The sequence below is a fragment of the Luteitalea sp. genome, assembly GCF_022842525.1.
Lineage (GTDB): Bacteria > Acidobacteriota > Vicinamibacteria > Vicinamibacterales > Vicinamibacteraceae > Luteitalea.
Window position 1 is genome coordinate 1 of the sequence record NZ_JALHPM010000160.1, and the last position, 14,889, is coordinate 14,889.

Consider the following 14,889-nt stretch of genomic DNA (forward strand, 5'->3'; position numbering starts at 1 on the left):
CATGCCTGCGCCGGCGGCCGACGAGGCCGTGGCTGCCGTCGAGGCCCCGGCGGCCGAGGACCACGACCACGCCCCGGCCGACGACCACGCCAGCGGCGACGATCGCAAGCAGGGCGTCTCCGACAGTTCGCTGCGCGTCGACGTCGGGTTGGTGGACAAGCTGATGAATCTGGTCGGCGAACTCGTGCTCGCGCGCAACCAGATTCTCCAGTTCACCACGCAGAACAACGACGCATCGTTCGTCAACGCGACCCAGCGGCTGAACGTCGTGACGTCCGAACTGCAGGAAGGGGTCATGAAGACCCGCATGCAGCCGATCGGCAACGTCTGGAGCAAGTTCCCCCGCGTGGTCCGCGACCTCGCCTCGATGTGCGGCAAGCAGGTCCGCATCGAGATGGAGGGCAAGGAGACCGACCTCGACCGCACGATCATCGAGGCGATCAAGGACCCGCTCACGCACATCATCCGCAACTCGGTCGATCACGGCATCGAGGGCCCGGCCGCCCGCGTCGCCAGCGGCAAGCGCCCCGAGGGCACCATCCGTCTGTGTGCCTTCCACGAGGGCGGCCAGATCAACATCGAGATCAGCGACGATGGCGCCGGCATCGCCGCCGAGAAGGTGCGCCAGCGCGCCCTGTCTCGCGGCCTCATCACCACCGACCAGTCCCAGCGCCTGTCGGACCACGACGTCATCAAGCTGATCTTCCTGCCCGGGTTCTCGACCGCCGAGAAGATCACCAACGTGTCGGGCCGCGGTGTCGGGATGGACGTCGTCAAAACGAACATCGAGAAGATCGGTGGCACCGTCGACATCCAGAGCGTGGCTGGTCGCGGCACCACGCTGCGGATCAAGATTCCGCTGACCCTGGCCATCATCCCCGCGCTGATGGTGTCCTCGGGGGGCGAGCGCTTCGCCATCCCCCAGGTCAGCCTGCTCGAACTGGTGCGCCTCGAGGGTGCCCACGTCGCGGCCGGCATCGAGCGCATCGGCAAGGCGCTGTTCTACCGCCTGCGCGGCAACCTGTTGCCGCTGGTGCATCTGCACTCGGCGCTCAAGCTCAAGCCGGTCCTGACCAGTGACGACGCGGTCAACATCGTCGTGCTGAAGGCCGACCAGCGCCAGTTCGGGCTCGTCGTCGAGACGGTGCACGACACCGAGGAGATCGTCGTCAAGCCGCTCGGCAAGCAGCTCAAGGGCCTGACCTCGTTCGCCGGCGCCACCATCATGGGGGACGGCAAGGTGGCACTGATTCTCGACGTGCTCGGCCTCGGCCAGATGGCCCAGGTGGTCTCCGAAACGCGCTCGGGCACCACCAGTACCTCGCCCAGCGAGGGCGCTGCCGCGGCCGCCGAAGACACCCGCACGCTGCTGGTGTTCCAGGCCTCCGAACGCGACCGCATGGCGCTGCCGCTGTCGCTCGTGGCCCGCCTCGAGGAATTCCCGCGCAGCCTGCTCGAGCGGTCCGGCGACCGCGTCGTGGTGCAGTACCGCGACGAGATCCTGCCGCTCGTCTCGCTGGCCAGGTACTTCCACCGGACCGAGTCGACGGTCGATCCGCTGCAGGTCATCGTCTTCTCGTTCAACGGCCAGCACGTCGGGCTGATCGTCGAGCGCATCGTCGACATCGTGCAGCAGGTCGTCGTCGTCGATACCCGGCACCGTCGCCGCGGCATCATCGGCTCGACCGTCCTGCAGCAGCAGGTCACCGACCTGCTCGATGCCGATGCCGTGCTTGCCGACGCCGGGCTCTTCGAAGCCGCGGCGGTCGCCTGAGGCCCGTCATGACACCCAGTGATGTCGTGCATGCCACCGACCCGCAGACCCCGCCACGTCAGCTCGCGACGTTCGTCCTCGACCAACTCCATTTCGGCGTCGAGGTCCTCAAGGTCCAGGAAGTGATCCGCTACCAGGAGCTGACGCGGGTTCCCCTGGCGTCGCCGGTCGTCGAGGGGCTCATCGCCCTTCGCGGCCAGATCGTCACCGCCATCGACTTGCGGCGTCGCCTCGGTCTCGGCGATCGCGTCGACGGCGAGCTGCCCATGAACGTCGTGGTGAGGACGGGCGACGGCGTCGTCAGCCTGCTGGTCGACGACATCGGCGACGTCGTCGAGGTAGCCGAGGCCCAGTTCGAGCTGGCGCCGGACACCCTCGCCGGACCGATGCGGGACCTCGTGCGCGGCGTCTACAAGCTGAAGGATCGGCTGCTGCTGCTGCTCGACGAAGAGCGCGCGGCCATCGTCGACGGCAGCGACGTCGGCGACCGCGCCCACTAGTCGGCGCCTCGACTGCAGGGGAACATCCATGTCCACCGCCACACTGGCCTCCGTGCCACACGTCACCCTGTTCGAACGCCTCGGCGGCGTGCCGGCGATCAAGGCCACCGTCGACGCCTTCTACGTGCGGGTACTGGCCGACGAGGCACTGGCGCCGCACTTCGTCGGCGTCAACATGCGCTGGCTGAAGGGACGGCAGAACGCCTTCTTCATCCAGGCGCTCGGCGGCCCGCAGGTCTACCGCGGTCGCGACATGGAGACCGCGCACGCCCACCTCGCCATCACGGCGGAAGACTCCGGGCGCGTCGCGGCTCACCTGACGGCGGCACTGGCCGAGGTTGGCGTGCCCGAGGGTCTCATCGACGAGGTCATCGGAGCAGTGGCCCCGCTGCAGTCGCAGGTGGTGAACACGGCGTCGATGGATACCGCTGCCGGAACGGACACCACCACTGGCGCGGGGACGCGCCGCGCGCTGGCCGGCAGGGCCGCCCGCAAGAAGGCGTCGCCGATGGCGAATGGGCGGTTCACGGGCGCGGCCGCAATGGCAGCCGTGGCGCAAGAAAACCTCTCGGCGGCGCAGGCGGCCGAGAACGGCGAGCTGGCGCGCTATCGCGACGAGCTGGCGCACGTGCAGGACGACCTCGCACGGACGACCTCGATGCTCGACAACGCGCCGGTCAACATCATGTTCGCGGATCGCGACCTGCGCATCCAGTACATGAACCCGTCGTCGCTGACGACGCTGCGGACGCTCGAGGCGCATCTGCCGGTGAAGGCCGACGCGATGATCGGGCAGAACATCGACATCTTCCACCAGCGGCCGGAGCATCAGCGCCGCATGCTGGCCGATGCCGGCAACCTGCCGCACAAGGCCAGCATCCACCTCGGCGACGAGATCCTCGAGCTGCAGGTCAGCGCCGTGCGCGACAAGGCCGGCGAGTACGTCGGCACGATGGTCAGCTGGGCCGTGATCACCGACCGCATCAAGATGGAAGAGGAGAATCGCAAGGCCGAGGAGCGCGAACGCAACGCGGCACGCGATCTCAAGGAGAAGGTCGATGCGATGCTGGAGGTCGTCAACGCGGCCGCGGCAGGTGACCTGACGCGTCAGGTGGCGGTGAGCGGCGCCGATGCGGTCGGCCAGATGGGCGAGGGCCTGCAGAAGTTCCTGTCCGACCTGCGCGTCAGCGTCTGCGCCATCGCCCACAACGCCCAGACGCTGGCCAGCTCCTCCGAGGAACTGACGGCAGTGGCGAGCCAGATGGGGGCCAACGCCGAGGAGACCTCGGCCCAGGCCAACGTCGTGTCGGCGGCCTCCGAGGAAGTCAGCAAGAACGTCCAGACGGTGGCCACGGGCACCGAGGAGATGGGCGCGAGCATCCGCGAGATTGCCAAGAACGCCAACGACGCGGCCAAGGTCGCGACGCAGGCGGTGCGGGTGGCCGAGACCACCAACACCACGGTGGCCAAGCTCGGTGAGAGCAGCGCCGAGATCGGCAAGGTCATCAAGGTGATCACGTCGATTGCGCAGCAGACCAACCTGCTGGCGCTCAACGCCACGATCGAGGCGGCGCGTGCCGGGGAGGCCGGCAAGGGCTTCGCGGTGGTGGCCAACGAGGTCAAGGAGCTGGCCAAGGAGACCGCCAAGGCGACCGAGGACATCAGCCAGAAGATCGAGGCCATCCAGAGCGATACCCGCGGGGCGACGCGGGCCATCGCCGAGATCACGGTGATCATCAACCAGATCAACGACATCTCGAACACCATCGCCAGCGCCGTCGAGGAACAGACGGCCACGACCAACGAGATCGCCCGCAACGTCAGCGAGGCGGCGCGCGGCAGCTCGGAGATTGCCGAGAACATCACCGGCGTCGCCCAGGCGGCCCGCAGCACGAGCGACGGCGCCAGCGACTCGCAGAACGCCGCCGCCGGGCTCGCCCGGATGGCCAGCGAACTGCAGCAGCTCATCTCGCGCTTCCGCTACTAGCGCGCGGGCGTGGCGCAGCGGCCAGTCGACCGTCGCGCCCGCCGCGTGTCGTCCACCGCCCACCGCACGTTCCGCCCATGCCTCTGGTTCTTCTCGGCGTCGACGTCCGCCAGGCGTCCCTGGATCTCCGGGCTGCCCTGTCGTTCGACGATGGCGAGGCGGCGACGCAGTGGCTGCAGCTGCTGCGGCGGGACCGGGCGCATGCCCGCGTCACCGATCCGGCCTGCCTGCTCATGCGGCACGAAGGCCACGCGGCGGCCGTCCATCTCTTCGAGGTCGCGGCCGGACTGTCGTCGGCCCTGCTCGGTGACGTGCCTGTGGCGGGGCAGGTGAAGCAGGCCTACGCCGTGGCCACCGACGTGGCCCGACACCTCGGCAAGCACGGCGGCCTGGACGTGACCATCGTCAGCCGCGAGGCCGGCCGCGCCGACGCGCTCGCCGCCCACATCGGCGGACGAGCGGCGACGCTGCCCGCGTTGGAGCAGTGGCAGACCGATGCCGATATCGTGACCGGTGCCACGGCCTCGACGGCACCGGTCCTCACCGCCGCCATGTTCTCCTCCGCCCGTCCCGTCGCGACCGTCGCCTGCCCGGCGGAGGCGTCACGCCCGCTGGTCTGCGACCTCGGCGTCCCGCGCAACGTGGCGGCAGACGTGCCGGCGCTGCTGTACACCATCGACGACATCCGCGCCCGACGCGACGCTGCCCTGGCAGCGCGCGAGGCCGCGGTGCCGGCGGCTCGCCGCATCGTGGAGGCGGCCGCACACGGATGGCCGGTCTGGCATCGTGATCGTGCCCTCGTGCCGACCATCACCGGGTTCTGCGCGCGTGAGCAGGCGCGGCGTCAGGCCATGGCGGCCCACCTCTCGACGCAGACGGGCTACCACAGGCGCGCCTCGACGGCCGTCTTCGCCGCACGGGCCGCCAGCTGCTCCATCGACATGTCGTCGCCCGGCGCGCCTCCGCGTCAGGGTCTTCCAGGGCACCCGGCGCGTCTGCCTCGTGTCCCGCCACCGTGCAGGGATGACTTCCATGAAAGCACTCGTCGTCGATGATTCCCGGGCCATGCGGCTCATGCTGTCCCGGATGCTGCAGGAACTCGGGTTCGAGGTGTCGCAGGCCGGGCACGGCCGCGAGGCGCTGACCCACCTGCAGTCGCACGAGGACACCGATCTCGCCCTGGTCGACTGGAACATGCCGGAGATGAACGGACTCGAACTGGTGGAGGCCGTGCGCCAGGATGCCCGTTTCACCAGCCTCCGCATGATGATGGTCACGACCGAGACGGAGATGTCCCAGATGGCGCGGGCGCTCGGCGCCGGGGCCAACGAATACGTCATGAAGCCGTTCACCCGCGACGTCATCGCGGACAAGCTCCGCATCCTTGGACTGACCGAGTAGCTGGACGCTCATCGCCATGACCCGCATCCGTGTGCTCATCGTGGACGATGCCGTCGTCGTGAGACGACTGGTGACCGACGCGCTGGCCGACGACCCGGAGATCGAAGTCGTCGGCACGGCCCCGAACGGTCGCATCGCCCTGCAGAAGATCCCGCAGGTCAATCCCGATGTCGTGACGATGGATGTCGAGATGCCGGAGTTGAACGGCATCGAGACGGTGCGTGCCCTGCGGCCGATCTACCCCAAGCTGCCGGTCATCATGTTCAGCACGCTGAGCGAGCGCGGGGGCACGGCCACGCTGGACGCCCTGGCTGCCGGCGCGTCCGACTACGTGACCAAGCCGGCCAATGTCGGCAGCGTCGCCCTGGCCCAGCAGCGGGTGCGCGAGGAACTCATTCCGCGCATCAAGAGCCTCGCCGGACGCATCGTCATCCCGGCAGCCGCGCCGCGCCCGGTGGCCCAGACGCCGGTGGCGCCGCCCAGGCCTGCGCCACGGCCGACGGGACCCGACGCGCGCCCGGCGATCGTCACGATCGGGGTGTCGACCGGTGGTCCCAACGCTCTCGCGGCCCTCATTCCGGCGTTGCCTGCCGATCTGAAGGTGCCGGTCGTCATCGTGCAGCACATGCCGCCGATGTTCACGCGGCTGCTCTCGGAGCGCCTCAACGCCCAGTCGCCGTTGCACGTGCGCGAGGCAGCCGCCGGCATGGCGATCACGCCCGGGACGATCACCATCGCGCCGGGCGACTTCCACATGGTGCTCGAACGCCACGGCACGGATGTGCGCGTGGCGCTGAATCAGGGCCCCCCGGAGAACTCGTGTCGTCCGGCCGTGGATCCGCTGTTCCGTTCCGTGGTGCATGTCTACGGCGTGCGGACGCTCGGCGTGATTCTGACCGGCATGGGACAGGACGGACTGCGGGGCTGTGAGGGCATTCGCGACGTCGGCGGCCAGGTGCTGGCGCAGGACGAAGCCAGCAGTGTCGTGTGGGGCATGCCCGGCTTCGTCGTCCGGGCCGGGCTCGCCGACAGGGTGGTGCCCCTCGCCGAAATGGCCGCAGAGATCACGCGGCGCGTCTCAGGTATCCCGACCGCGGGGGCCGCCCCCCACCCGGTGGCCTCCCGCGACATGAGTCGCACGGAAGCGGTGTGAGCATGGCCATCACCCAGGCAGAATTCGACATCGTGCGCACGCTGATTCGCGGCGAAGCCGGGATCGTGCTCGAGCAGGGGAAGGAATACCTGGTCGAGGCGCGCCTGAGCCCTCTCGCGCGTCGCGAGGGCATCGCGTCCACGTCCGATCTCATCGCGCGGCTCGGGCGCCTGAAGGGCCCCCTGCATACCAAGGTCGTCGAGGCGATGACGACCAACGAGACGATCTTCTTCCGCGACGTCGAGCCGTTCGAGGTGCTGCGCAAGGAGATCCTGCCCAAGCTGATCGAGGCGCGCCGGACCAGCCGCCGTCTGCAGATCTGGTGTGGCGCCTCGTCGACGGGGCAGGAGCCCTACTCGATCGCCATGACGCTGCTCGACATCCCGGAACTGGCGTCGTGGAAGGTCGACATCCTGGCCACCGACATCTCGACCGATGTCCTGGCGCGGGCCCGCGGCGGCCTGTACTCGCAACTCGAGGTCAATCGTGGCCTGCCGGCGACGCACCTCGTGAAGTACTTCGAGAAGAAGGGCCTCGAGTGGCAGATCAACGACAAGATCCGCTCGATGGTGCGCTTCGAGTTCCTCAACCTCATGAAGCCGCTGCCGTCGATGACGGCGCCGGACATCGTCTTCCTCCGCAACGTGCTGATCTACTTCGACACGGCGGACAAGAGTGCCATCCTCACGCGGATCCGTGGGGTGATGCGCCAGGACGGGTACCTGTTCCTCGGCGCGGCCGAAACGACGCGGAGCCTGGATGACCGGTTCGAGCGCCTGCCCTTCAGCAAGACCGGTTGCTATCGCATCGGGTCCGAGCCGCAGCCGGCGCTGCGTGCCCTGGCCTAGTCCCAGAGGACGGAGATCCCCATGCAGTATCTCGAGCAGGAAATCATCTCCCTCACGCAGTACATCTGGGGCGCGACGCTGAATCTGGAGGCCATTCCGCACGACGAGCCGGTGCCGCCGGTGCCGGGCGGGCGGACGCTGGACGGCGTCATCAACATCACCGGGGCCTGGGCCGGTGCCCTGGTCCTGCAGGTCCCCGAGCACGTGGCGCGACGCGCGGCGTCGGTGATGTTCGAGATCGAGGAGGGCAGTGCCACCCTCGAGGACATGCAGGACGCGGTGGGCGAGCTGACCAACATGACCGGCGGCAACGTCAAGGCGTTGCTCGAGGGGCACTGCGCCCTGTCGCTGCCGGCCGTGGTGGAGGGGCGCGACTACTCGATTCGCGTGCCGGGCAGCCAGGCGATCACGCGCGTCACCTTCGACATCGACGGGGAGCCCTTCGTCGTCAGCCTCCTGACCCGCCGCGATCGCGTCGTCGGGGCACCGCTCGAACGGCGAGTCCCGAGCGTCCAGTAAGCAGACACGGACACGTGCGGTGACGGGGTGGCGCGGGAGACCGCGGCGCCCCGTTGTCGTCGTGGGGACGTCGCGTCCAGACGGCCCGGCGCGGACGGGGTGGGGTCGGGCCGGGCACGCCACGAAAAAGACGCCGTCGGCGACGAGGCACCGACGGCGTTGGGGAGAAGAGGAGAGACGGGGATCGGCGAGCCGGTTACGTGAGGCTGGCCCCCGCGGGATCGGCCTGCCAGCTGAACGACGGGTTGGGACCATCGGCGCCGCGGACGAAGTCCACGACCCACGAGCCCTGCCAGTTGCTGAACTGGAACTTGTCGCCCTGGACCCAGTCGACCTTGTGGCCGAGGGATTCCATGCCGGACTTGATGTTCTGGTTGAACCAGCTCTCGGCCTCGGCCTTGGTGGCCGGCACCGCGCCGGCGCCGCTCGCCAGACTCGCAAAGGCATCCTTGGCGGACTTCTCGACGAGTTGCTCGCGGTCGAAGTTGAAGCCTTCGAAGAGGTCGCGCCGCAGCGGGCCCTTGGAGAGCGTCTGCAGCCCCGGGGTCGCCGTCTGACTGGACGCCGAGAGGGTGCCGCTGGCGGTCTGGATGCCGCTCATCAGCTGCGACAGGAACGAGCCGAACTCGTCCTGGCCGAGCTGCCCGTCGCTGTTGGCGTCGAACGTCTTGATCAGGTTCTTCGCCAGGTCCTGGACTGCCGTGGCCGACGTGGCCTGTACTGTGCTCATGGTGTCCTCGTGCCTCCCGGGAGCGCCGGCTCCCGTGTTCGGCTCCTTCTTGAGCAAGCGCGGTGCCAGACGGGCCGTCGCCCGACGGGACCGTCATTCACGGAACTCGGGCAGGCGCCGATTGCTGTCGTAGAGGCCGGCTTCCGCGCGTTTCTCGCCGCATTTCGGCCGCAGTGGCCCCAGGGGCCTCCTGTCGCCTGACGCGGGTCGAGCGCGTCCGGTCTGCGCGTGGTGTCGGGGTGCCGACAGTGGCGTCCGCGCTGGCGGCCGTCGCGGCGCACGACGCCCTGATGCGCGCCGGCGACAATCGGGGCATCATGTCTGCCATGCGCCTGCTTTCCTTTGCCCTCGCCCTCTCGCTGTGTACCGTCGGGACGGTCACCGCGTCGGCCGACGATACCGGCAAGACCTACGGAGATGGAGTCTCGCTGACCCGCGCGGTGCCCATGGCCTCGCTCCTCGACTCGCCGAAGACCCACGCGGGCAAGACCGTCCGCGTCGACGGCGTGATCACCAGGGTGTGCCAGTCGATGGGGTGCTGGATCGAGATTGCCGATCCCGCGCTGGGGCGGGGCGTCCGCTTCAAGGCCCGCGATGGGGTCATCGTGTTCCCGAAGGACGCGGCTGGCCGCAAGGTGTCGGCGCAGGGGACCTTCGAGGAGATCGCCACGTCGCCGGTCCGCGAAGCGCACGGCGACCACGCCAAGTCGGTCGAGAACAGCGGCAAACCGGTGCCGGCCGAGCCCACCGAGAAGATCTACTGGGTGCGGGTGAGCGGCGCGGTCCTCTACTGATGAAGAAGCGCCGGGAGGCGAGCGGGCTGCCGCCGGAGGTGCTCGGGGCGCAGCAACGGAAGGCCGAGGCCATCGGTGTGCCGGTGACGCGCCGGCACATCTTCCTGTGCTGCGACCCGGCCAAGCCCAAGTGCTGCGATCGCGAGCGGACCCTCGAGGCGTGGGACTACCTCAAGGCCCGTCTCAAGAAGCTCGGACTTGCCGACGAGGGGGGCGTGGCCAGGACCAAGGCCAACTGCCTGCGGATCTGTGTCGGCGGTCCCGTGGCGGTCGTCTATCCGGAAGGCGTCTGGTATGGCGCCTGCGACCCGCCCGTGCTCGAGCGAATCATCCAGGAACATCTCATCGGCGGCCGCATCGTCGAGGAGTACGCCATCGCCGTGCAGCCGCTTGGTGCGTGAGCGACACGGCCGCACGCCGACGCCCGCGCCGACCCGCCCGGCGCGATCAGTGCACCGTGTAGGGCCCGCGCAGGTCGAACCGGGCGATCTCCACGTCGAAGGTCTCGCCGGTGGGCGCCGCCATCTGATAGGTGCCCATCATCGACCCGAGCGGGGTGGTGAGCGGGCACCCGGACGTGTACTCGAAGGCCTCGCCCGGCATGAGCACGGGCTGCTCACCGACGACGCCGGGGCCGCGGACTTCCTCGACATGTCCGTCACCGTCGGTGATGATCCAGTGACGGCTCTGCAGTTGCACCGTCAGGTCCCCGACGTTTTCGATGCGAATCGTATAGAGGAAGAACCAGTGCTGACGTTCAGGCGCGGAGTGTTCCGCCGAGAAGCGTGCGTCCACGCTGACGCGAATGCCGCGGGTGGTGGCCATCGACGAGCTCATGGGGCCTGGGCCCTCGTATACGCCGGTGTCATGGGGGGATTGTAGTATGGTGCCGCCGGGGGAGTGCGGGACGTGCCAACAGGCACAAGTGGTCCGTTCCGCGCGCGGGACCGTGTTCTTCCTCTGCCTTCGGGCCAGGACCGATCCGCGCTTTCCGAAATATCCACCGCTACCCCGGCTGCGGTGTGCCGGGTACGACCCGGTGACGCTCGACTCACGACCGCCCGTGCCTGAGACCCCGACCGCTCCCGCGCTTCGCATCCGTCGAGCCACACGCGCCGACGTGCCGGCGATCCTCGGCTTCATCGAGCAGCTGGCCGACTACGAGCGGCTGCGCCACGAGGTGCTGGCCACTGCGGCCACGCTCGAGGCGACGCTGTTCGGCGAGCATCCGGCCGGCGAGGTGCTGATTGCCGACCTCGACGGGCGTGACGTCGGCTTCGCGCTGTTCTTCCAGACCTACTCCACCTTTCTCGCGCGCCCGGGCATCCACCTCGAAGACCTGTTCGTGGTGCCGGACGCCCGCAGCCGCGGCGTCGGCCGCGCCCTGCTCGCCGAACTGGCACGCGTTGCCGAGGCGCGCGACTGCGGCCGGCTCGAGTGGGCGGTGCTCACGTGGAACGAGCCCGCCATCCGTGTCTATCGCCAGCTCGGGGCAATTCCGCTTGACGACTGGCAGACCTACCGACTAGATCGGGATGGCATCCGGGCCCTCGCCGCCGGTGCCACGCCCGCATTGCGCCATGACTGACTCGCCCGGTACCCCTCCCACCGCCGACGACGCCTTCGACAACGACCCGGCGCTCGACGCCACGGTCGAGCTGCTGACGCGCGCGCAGCAGGGTGACGCCGAGGCCGTCAATCTGTTGTTCAGCCGGTACCTGCCGCCCCTGCGTCGCTGGGCCCGTGGCCGGTTGCCGCAGTACGCGCGCGACCTGCTCGAGACCGAAGACCTGGTGCAGGAGACGCTCGTGCACGCGTTTCGGCGCCTCAAGGGCTTCGAGATGCGCCACGACGGCGCCCTGCACGCCTATCTGCGCCAGGCGGTCATCAACCGCATTCGCGATGAAGTGCGTCGGGCGCAGCGGCGTCCGCCGCCCGAGGAACTCGAAGCGGACCAGCACACCGACAACACCGCGTCGCCGCTCGAGTCGGCGATCGGCACGCAGGCCGTGGAGCGCTACGAGGGCGCGCTGTCGCGACTCCGGGACGAAGACCGCCAGGCGATCGTCGCAAGGGTAGAGCTCGGGTTGTCCTACGCCGAGGTGGCGCAGGCGCTCGGCAAGAGCTCACCCGATGCAGCGCGCATGGCCGTGGCCCGCGCGCTGGTGAAACTGGCGCAGGAAATGGGCAAGGCGTCCTTGCCCGCGGATCCCCGGTAAGCGTGTCCACTCCACATCCCGACCTTCGCAGCTTTCTGCGTCGGATTCGGGGCGACGGCGACCTGGTGGTCGTCGACACCCCGGTCGACGCCCGTCTCGAAGTCGCCGAGATCCACCGTCGCGTCATTGCGGCGGGCGGTCCGGCGCTGCTCTTCACGCGTGTGAAGGGGGCGTCGTTCCCGCTGGTCACCAACCTGTTCGGTACGCCCGCGCGAGCCGCCCAGGCCTTCGGCGACCGGCCGCTCGCCTTCATCAAGGGGCTCGTCGGCCTCGTGCAGGACATGCCGCCGACGCCGGCCAAGCTCTGGCAGGCGCGCGACCTCGCGACCGCGGCCGCGCGCGTCGGCCTGCGGCGCGTGACCCGGGGGCCGGTGACCGAGGTCGTGACCTCGGAGGTTCGCCTCGACCAGTTGCCGGCGTTGCAGCTCTGGCCGGAGGACGGCGGGCCGTTCGTGACGCTGCCGCTCGTCTACACCGAGCACCCGGACGGCCATGGGCACAACCTCGGCATGTACCGGATGCACGTGCACGGGCCGGCGAAGACGGGGCTGCACTGGCAGATCGGCAAGGGCGGCGGCTTCCACTACCAGCTGGCCGAACAGCGCGGCCACGCGTTGCCCGTCACCGTCTTCCTCGGTGGACCACCGGCGCTGATCCTGTCGGCGATCGCGCCCTTGCCGGAGAACGTCCCCGAACTCCTGCTCGCGTCGCTCATCGCGGGTCGTCGGCTGCCACTGGTCGAGGGCGCCGGGTCGCATCCGCTGGTGGCCGACGCGGAGTTCGCGCTGATGGGCGAGGTGGCCCCGCGCGTGCGCCATCCCGAAGGGCCGTTCGGCGACCACTACGGCTACTACTCGCTGCAGCACGACTACCCGGTCTTCGACGTCCGCCGGGTCGCCCATCGCCACGACGCCATCTATCCGGCGACGGTGGTGGGGAAGCCCCGCCAGGAGGACTTCTTCATCGGCGACCTGCTCCAGGACCTCCTGTCGCCGCTGTTTCCGCTGGTGATGCCGGCCGTGCGCCAGCTCTGGAGCTACGGCGAGACCGGCTATCACTCGCTCTCGGCGGCGGTGGTCAAGGAACGCTACCGGCGCGAGGCCATGAGCAGTGCCTTCCGCATCCTCGGCGAAGGGCAGCTGTCGCTGACGAAATTCCTGCTGCTGACCGATCGCGACGTCGATCTGCGCGATTTCCGCGCCACGCTGACCCACATCCTGGCGAGGACGCGGCCCGAGACCGACCTGTACGTGCTCGGCAACCTGTCGATGGACACGCTCGACTACACGGGGCCGACGGTCAACGAGGGCTCCAAGGGCGTGCTGCTTGGCCTCGGGGATCCCGTCCGCGACCTGCCCCAGGTCTTTCAGGCCGCCGATCTGCCGTCAGGCGTCACCACCGCGCGCGTCTTCTGTCCGGGATGTCTCGTCATCGATGGACCGGCCTACGCCGACGAGCCCGGCGCCGCCGCGCGCATCGTGCAGCACCCGTCGCTGAAGCCCTGGCCGCTGGTCGTGCTGAGCGACGAGCCGCTGCGCGCCACCGCCAGCGAGATGAACTTCCTGTGGACCACGTTCACGCGGTTCGAGCCCGCGGCTGACATCCATGCCGCCGAGCAGCGGGTCGTCCGTCACCACGTGACCTACACGCCACCGATCCTCATCGACGCGCGGATGAAGCCGTGGTTCCCGAAGGAAGTGGAGTGCGATCCGGACACGGCCGCCCTGGTCTCGCGCCGCTGGAAGGAGTACTTCCCGCATCGGCGCATCGAGATGGGGGACAGCAGCCGCGGCCACCTGGATCCGCCCGCGTCACGGTGAGGGGAGGGCCCGTTCTCCGAACGGGCCGTCACCCGGAGTCGGGCGGCGCGGCGGGCCGGCCCCCCCCCCCCCCCCGACCCACCCCGCTTACCGCCAATCCCGCCAGAGCCAGCGCAGCGTGTCGGGGAAGATGGCGCGGCCGTGCCGGTGGTTGTGGAAGCCCCGGCCGTACTCGAAGCGATAGTCGTAGCCCGCGTAGGCGAGGGACCCGGCCAGTGTCTGGTTGGCCAGCGGCCAGTTGCCGTGCACGTTGTCGAGATCGTTCGATCCGTCCTGCAGGAAGATGCGCAGGGGCTTCTTCGGGGTCTTGCGGACCAGCGCCTGGTAGTTGTGCCCGCCGGCGCGCAGTGACGGCCCGCTGGCGATGTTCGTGAAGCTGCCAATCCAGGACACGACCTTGCCGAACGCCTCCGGGCGTTCCCAGGCCACGGTGAAGGCACAGATGCCGCCGCTGCTGGCACCGACGATGGCGCGGCTCGCCGCGTCGTGGCGCAGCGAGACGGTCGTCTCCACGTGCGGCAGGATCTCCTCCAGCAGGAAGCGCGCGTACGTGTCGGACAGCGTGTCGTACTCCGCACTGCGATTCGACCGGCCGCCGGCAAACAGCCCGGGCTGCACGAAGATGGCCACGGTGACCGGCATGTCGCCCCGGGCGATCAGATTGTCCAGGACCGTCGGCACCCACGTCCGGTAGCTGGCGCCGTCCTGAAACACCATGACTGCGGCCGGTGTGCCCGCCACGTACTGCGCCGGCACGTAGACCCACCAGTCCCGCGTGGTCCCCGCAAAGATGGTGCTCGCCCACGGCGCCTGCGCCGTCACGACCCCACGAGGCACGCCCGGGTGCTCGAGGCTGTCGGCGTGCGTCTCGTAGACTTCCAGCTGACTGCCGCCGAGTCGCCGCGTGCCGTGCGTGAAGTGCCACGAGAAGGCGTCGCCGTGCGACAGGGTCGCGACGGTGGCGTAGACCTGCGTGGTGCCGATCCGGGTGAGCCGGCGCGTGAAATGGACGGCGTCCGAGTCGACGCTCGGTGCCGGCGCGTCGGCCGGCAGCGGCGCGTCGAGCTCGAGCGCCCAGGCCACCTGAAGCCCGTCGATCTTCGGGCTGCCCCCGCCGGCCAGGAGCATGTCGCGGCCGCCGAAC

At 69.4% G+C, this 14,889-nt stretch carries 16 protein-coding genes; 13 read left to right on the forward strand and 3 right to left on the reverse strand.

From position 1 onward, the window contains the following. The 8 genes from Q0C41_RS23830 to Q0C41_RS23865 form a co-directional block, all read left to right on the forward strand. Positions 1-1,774 (forward strand): chemotaxis protein CheW (locus tag Q0C41_RS23830; protein WP_291988106.1); only part of this gene is annotated, 1,774 nt, incomplete at its 5' end. Positions 1,775-1,782: 8 nt separating this feature from the next. Continuing rightward, on the forward strand, positions 1,783-2,274 hold the full coding sequence (locus Q0C41_RS23835) for a chemotaxis protein CheW (RefSeq protein WP_291988108.1): 492 nt from the start codon (positions 1,783-1,785) through the stop codon (positions 2,272-2,274). 28 nt (positions 2,275-2,302) lie between these two features. Beyond that, positions 2,303-4,261: a methyl-accepting chemotaxis protein gene (locus tag Q0C41_RS23840; RefSeq protein ID WP_291988110.1), complete on the forward strand. Its 1,959-nt coding sequence runs from the start codon at positions 2,303-2,305 to the stop codon at positions 4,259-4,261. 77 nt (positions 4,262-4,338) lie between these two features. After that, the gene (locus Q0C41_RS23845) at positions 4,339-5,316 is read left to right on the forward strand and encodes a hypothetical protein (protein ID WP_291988112.1); all 978 of its coding nucleotides are present in this window, start codon (positions 4,339-4,341) and stop codon (positions 5,314-5,316) included. Then, positions 5,294-5,662: a response regulator gene (locus tag Q0C41_RS23850; RefSeq protein ID WP_291988114.1), complete on the forward strand. Its 369-nt coding sequence runs from the start codon at positions 5,294-5,296 to the stop codon at positions 5,660-5,662. The genes Q0C41_RS23845 and Q0C41_RS23850 overlap by 23 nt, the downstream gene beginning before the upstream one ends. 16 nt (positions 5,663-5,678) lie before the next feature. Beyond that, entirely contained in the window at positions 5,679-6,815 is a 1,137-nt protein-coding gene (locus tag Q0C41_RS23855) for a chemotaxis response regulator protein-glutamate methylesterase (RefSeq protein ID WP_291988117.1), read from the forward strand. 2 nt (positions 6,816-6,817) lie between these two features. Next, a complete protein-coding gene (locus Q0C41_RS23860; RefSeq protein ID WP_291988119.1) occupies positions 6,818-7,663 on the forward strand; it encodes a protein-glutamate O-methyltransferase CheR in 846 nt (281 codons plus the stop codon). Positions 7,664-7,684: 21 nt separating this feature from the next. Continuing rightward, entirely contained in the window at positions 7,685-8,182 is a 498-nt protein-coding gene (locus Q0C41_RS23865) for a chemotaxis protein CheX (RefSeq protein ID WP_291988120.1), read from the forward strand. Positions 8,183-8,378: 196 nt separating this feature from the next. Here the strand turns inward: Q0C41_RS23865 and Q0C41_RS23870 are convergent, their stop codons facing one another. Continuing rightward, positions 8,379-8,912, reverse strand: a complete 534-nt coding sequence (locus Q0C41_RS23870; protein WP_291988121.1) for a hypothetical protein — start codon at positions 8,910-8,912, stop codon at positions 8,379-8,381. Positions 8,913-9,151: 239 nt separating this feature from the next. Between Q0C41_RS23870 and Q0C41_RS23875 the strand changes: the two genes are divergently transcribed. Continuing rightward, the gene (locus Q0C41_RS23875; RefSeq protein ID WP_291988122.1) at positions 9,152-9,706 is read left to right on the forward strand and encodes a DUF4920 domain-containing protein; all 555 of its coding nucleotides are present in this window, start codon (positions 9,152-9,154) and stop codon (positions 9,704-9,706) included. Next, positions 9,706-10,107 (forward strand): hypothetical protein, encoded by a 402-nt coding sequence (locus tag Q0C41_RS23880; protein WP_291988123.1) that lies wholly within the window; start codon positions 9,706-9,708, stop codon positions 10,105-10,107. Before Q0C41_RS23875 ends, Q0C41_RS23880 begins: the two co-directional genes overlap by 1 nt. 46 nt (positions 10,108-10,153) lie before the next feature. Here Q0C41_RS23880 and apaG read toward each other — a convergent pair whose 3' ends face one another. Next, positions 10,154-10,543 (reverse strand): Co2+/Mg2+ efflux protein ApaG, encoded by a 390-nt coding sequence (gene apaG / locus Q0C41_RS23885; RefSeq protein WP_291988124.1) that lies wholly within the window; start codon positions 10,541-10,543, stop codon positions 10,154-10,156. A gap of 226 nt (positions 10,544-10,769) precedes the next feature. On the opposite strand from apaG, the gene Q0C41_RS23890 reads away from it, so the two are divergent. Genes Q0C41_RS23890 through Q0C41_RS23900 form a run of 3 tightly spaced genes read left to right on the forward strand, consistent with a single transcriptional unit; the run spans position 10,770 to position 13,745 of the window. After that, positions 10,770-11,294 carry a GNAT family N-acetyltransferase gene (locus tag Q0C41_RS23890; RefSeq protein WP_291988125.1) on the forward strand — a complete coding sequence of 175 codons (525 nt, stop codon included), beginning with the start codon at positions 10,770-10,772 and terminating at the stop codon, positions 11,292-11,294. Next, positions 11,287-11,925, forward strand: coding sequence for an RNA polymerase sigma factor (locus Q0C41_RS23895; protein WP_291988126.1), 639 nt, complete (start codon positions 11,287-11,289; stop codon positions 11,923-11,925). The genes Q0C41_RS23890 and Q0C41_RS23895 overlap by 8 nt, the downstream gene beginning before the upstream one ends. A 2-nt stretch (positions 11,926-11,927) precedes the next feature. Further along, the gene (locus Q0C41_RS23900; protein ID WP_291988127.1) at positions 11,928-13,745 is read left to right on the forward strand and encodes a UbiD family decarboxylase; all 1,818 of its coding nucleotides are present in this window, start codon (positions 11,928-11,930) and stop codon (positions 13,743-13,745) included. A gap of 87 nt (positions 13,746-13,832) precedes the next feature. Here Q0C41_RS23900 and Q0C41_RS23905 read toward each other — a convergent pair. Further along, the coding region (locus Q0C41_RS23905; protein ID WP_291988128.1) for an alpha/beta hydrolase-fold protein at positions 13,833-14,889 on the reverse strand (1,057 nt) is incomplete at its 5' end.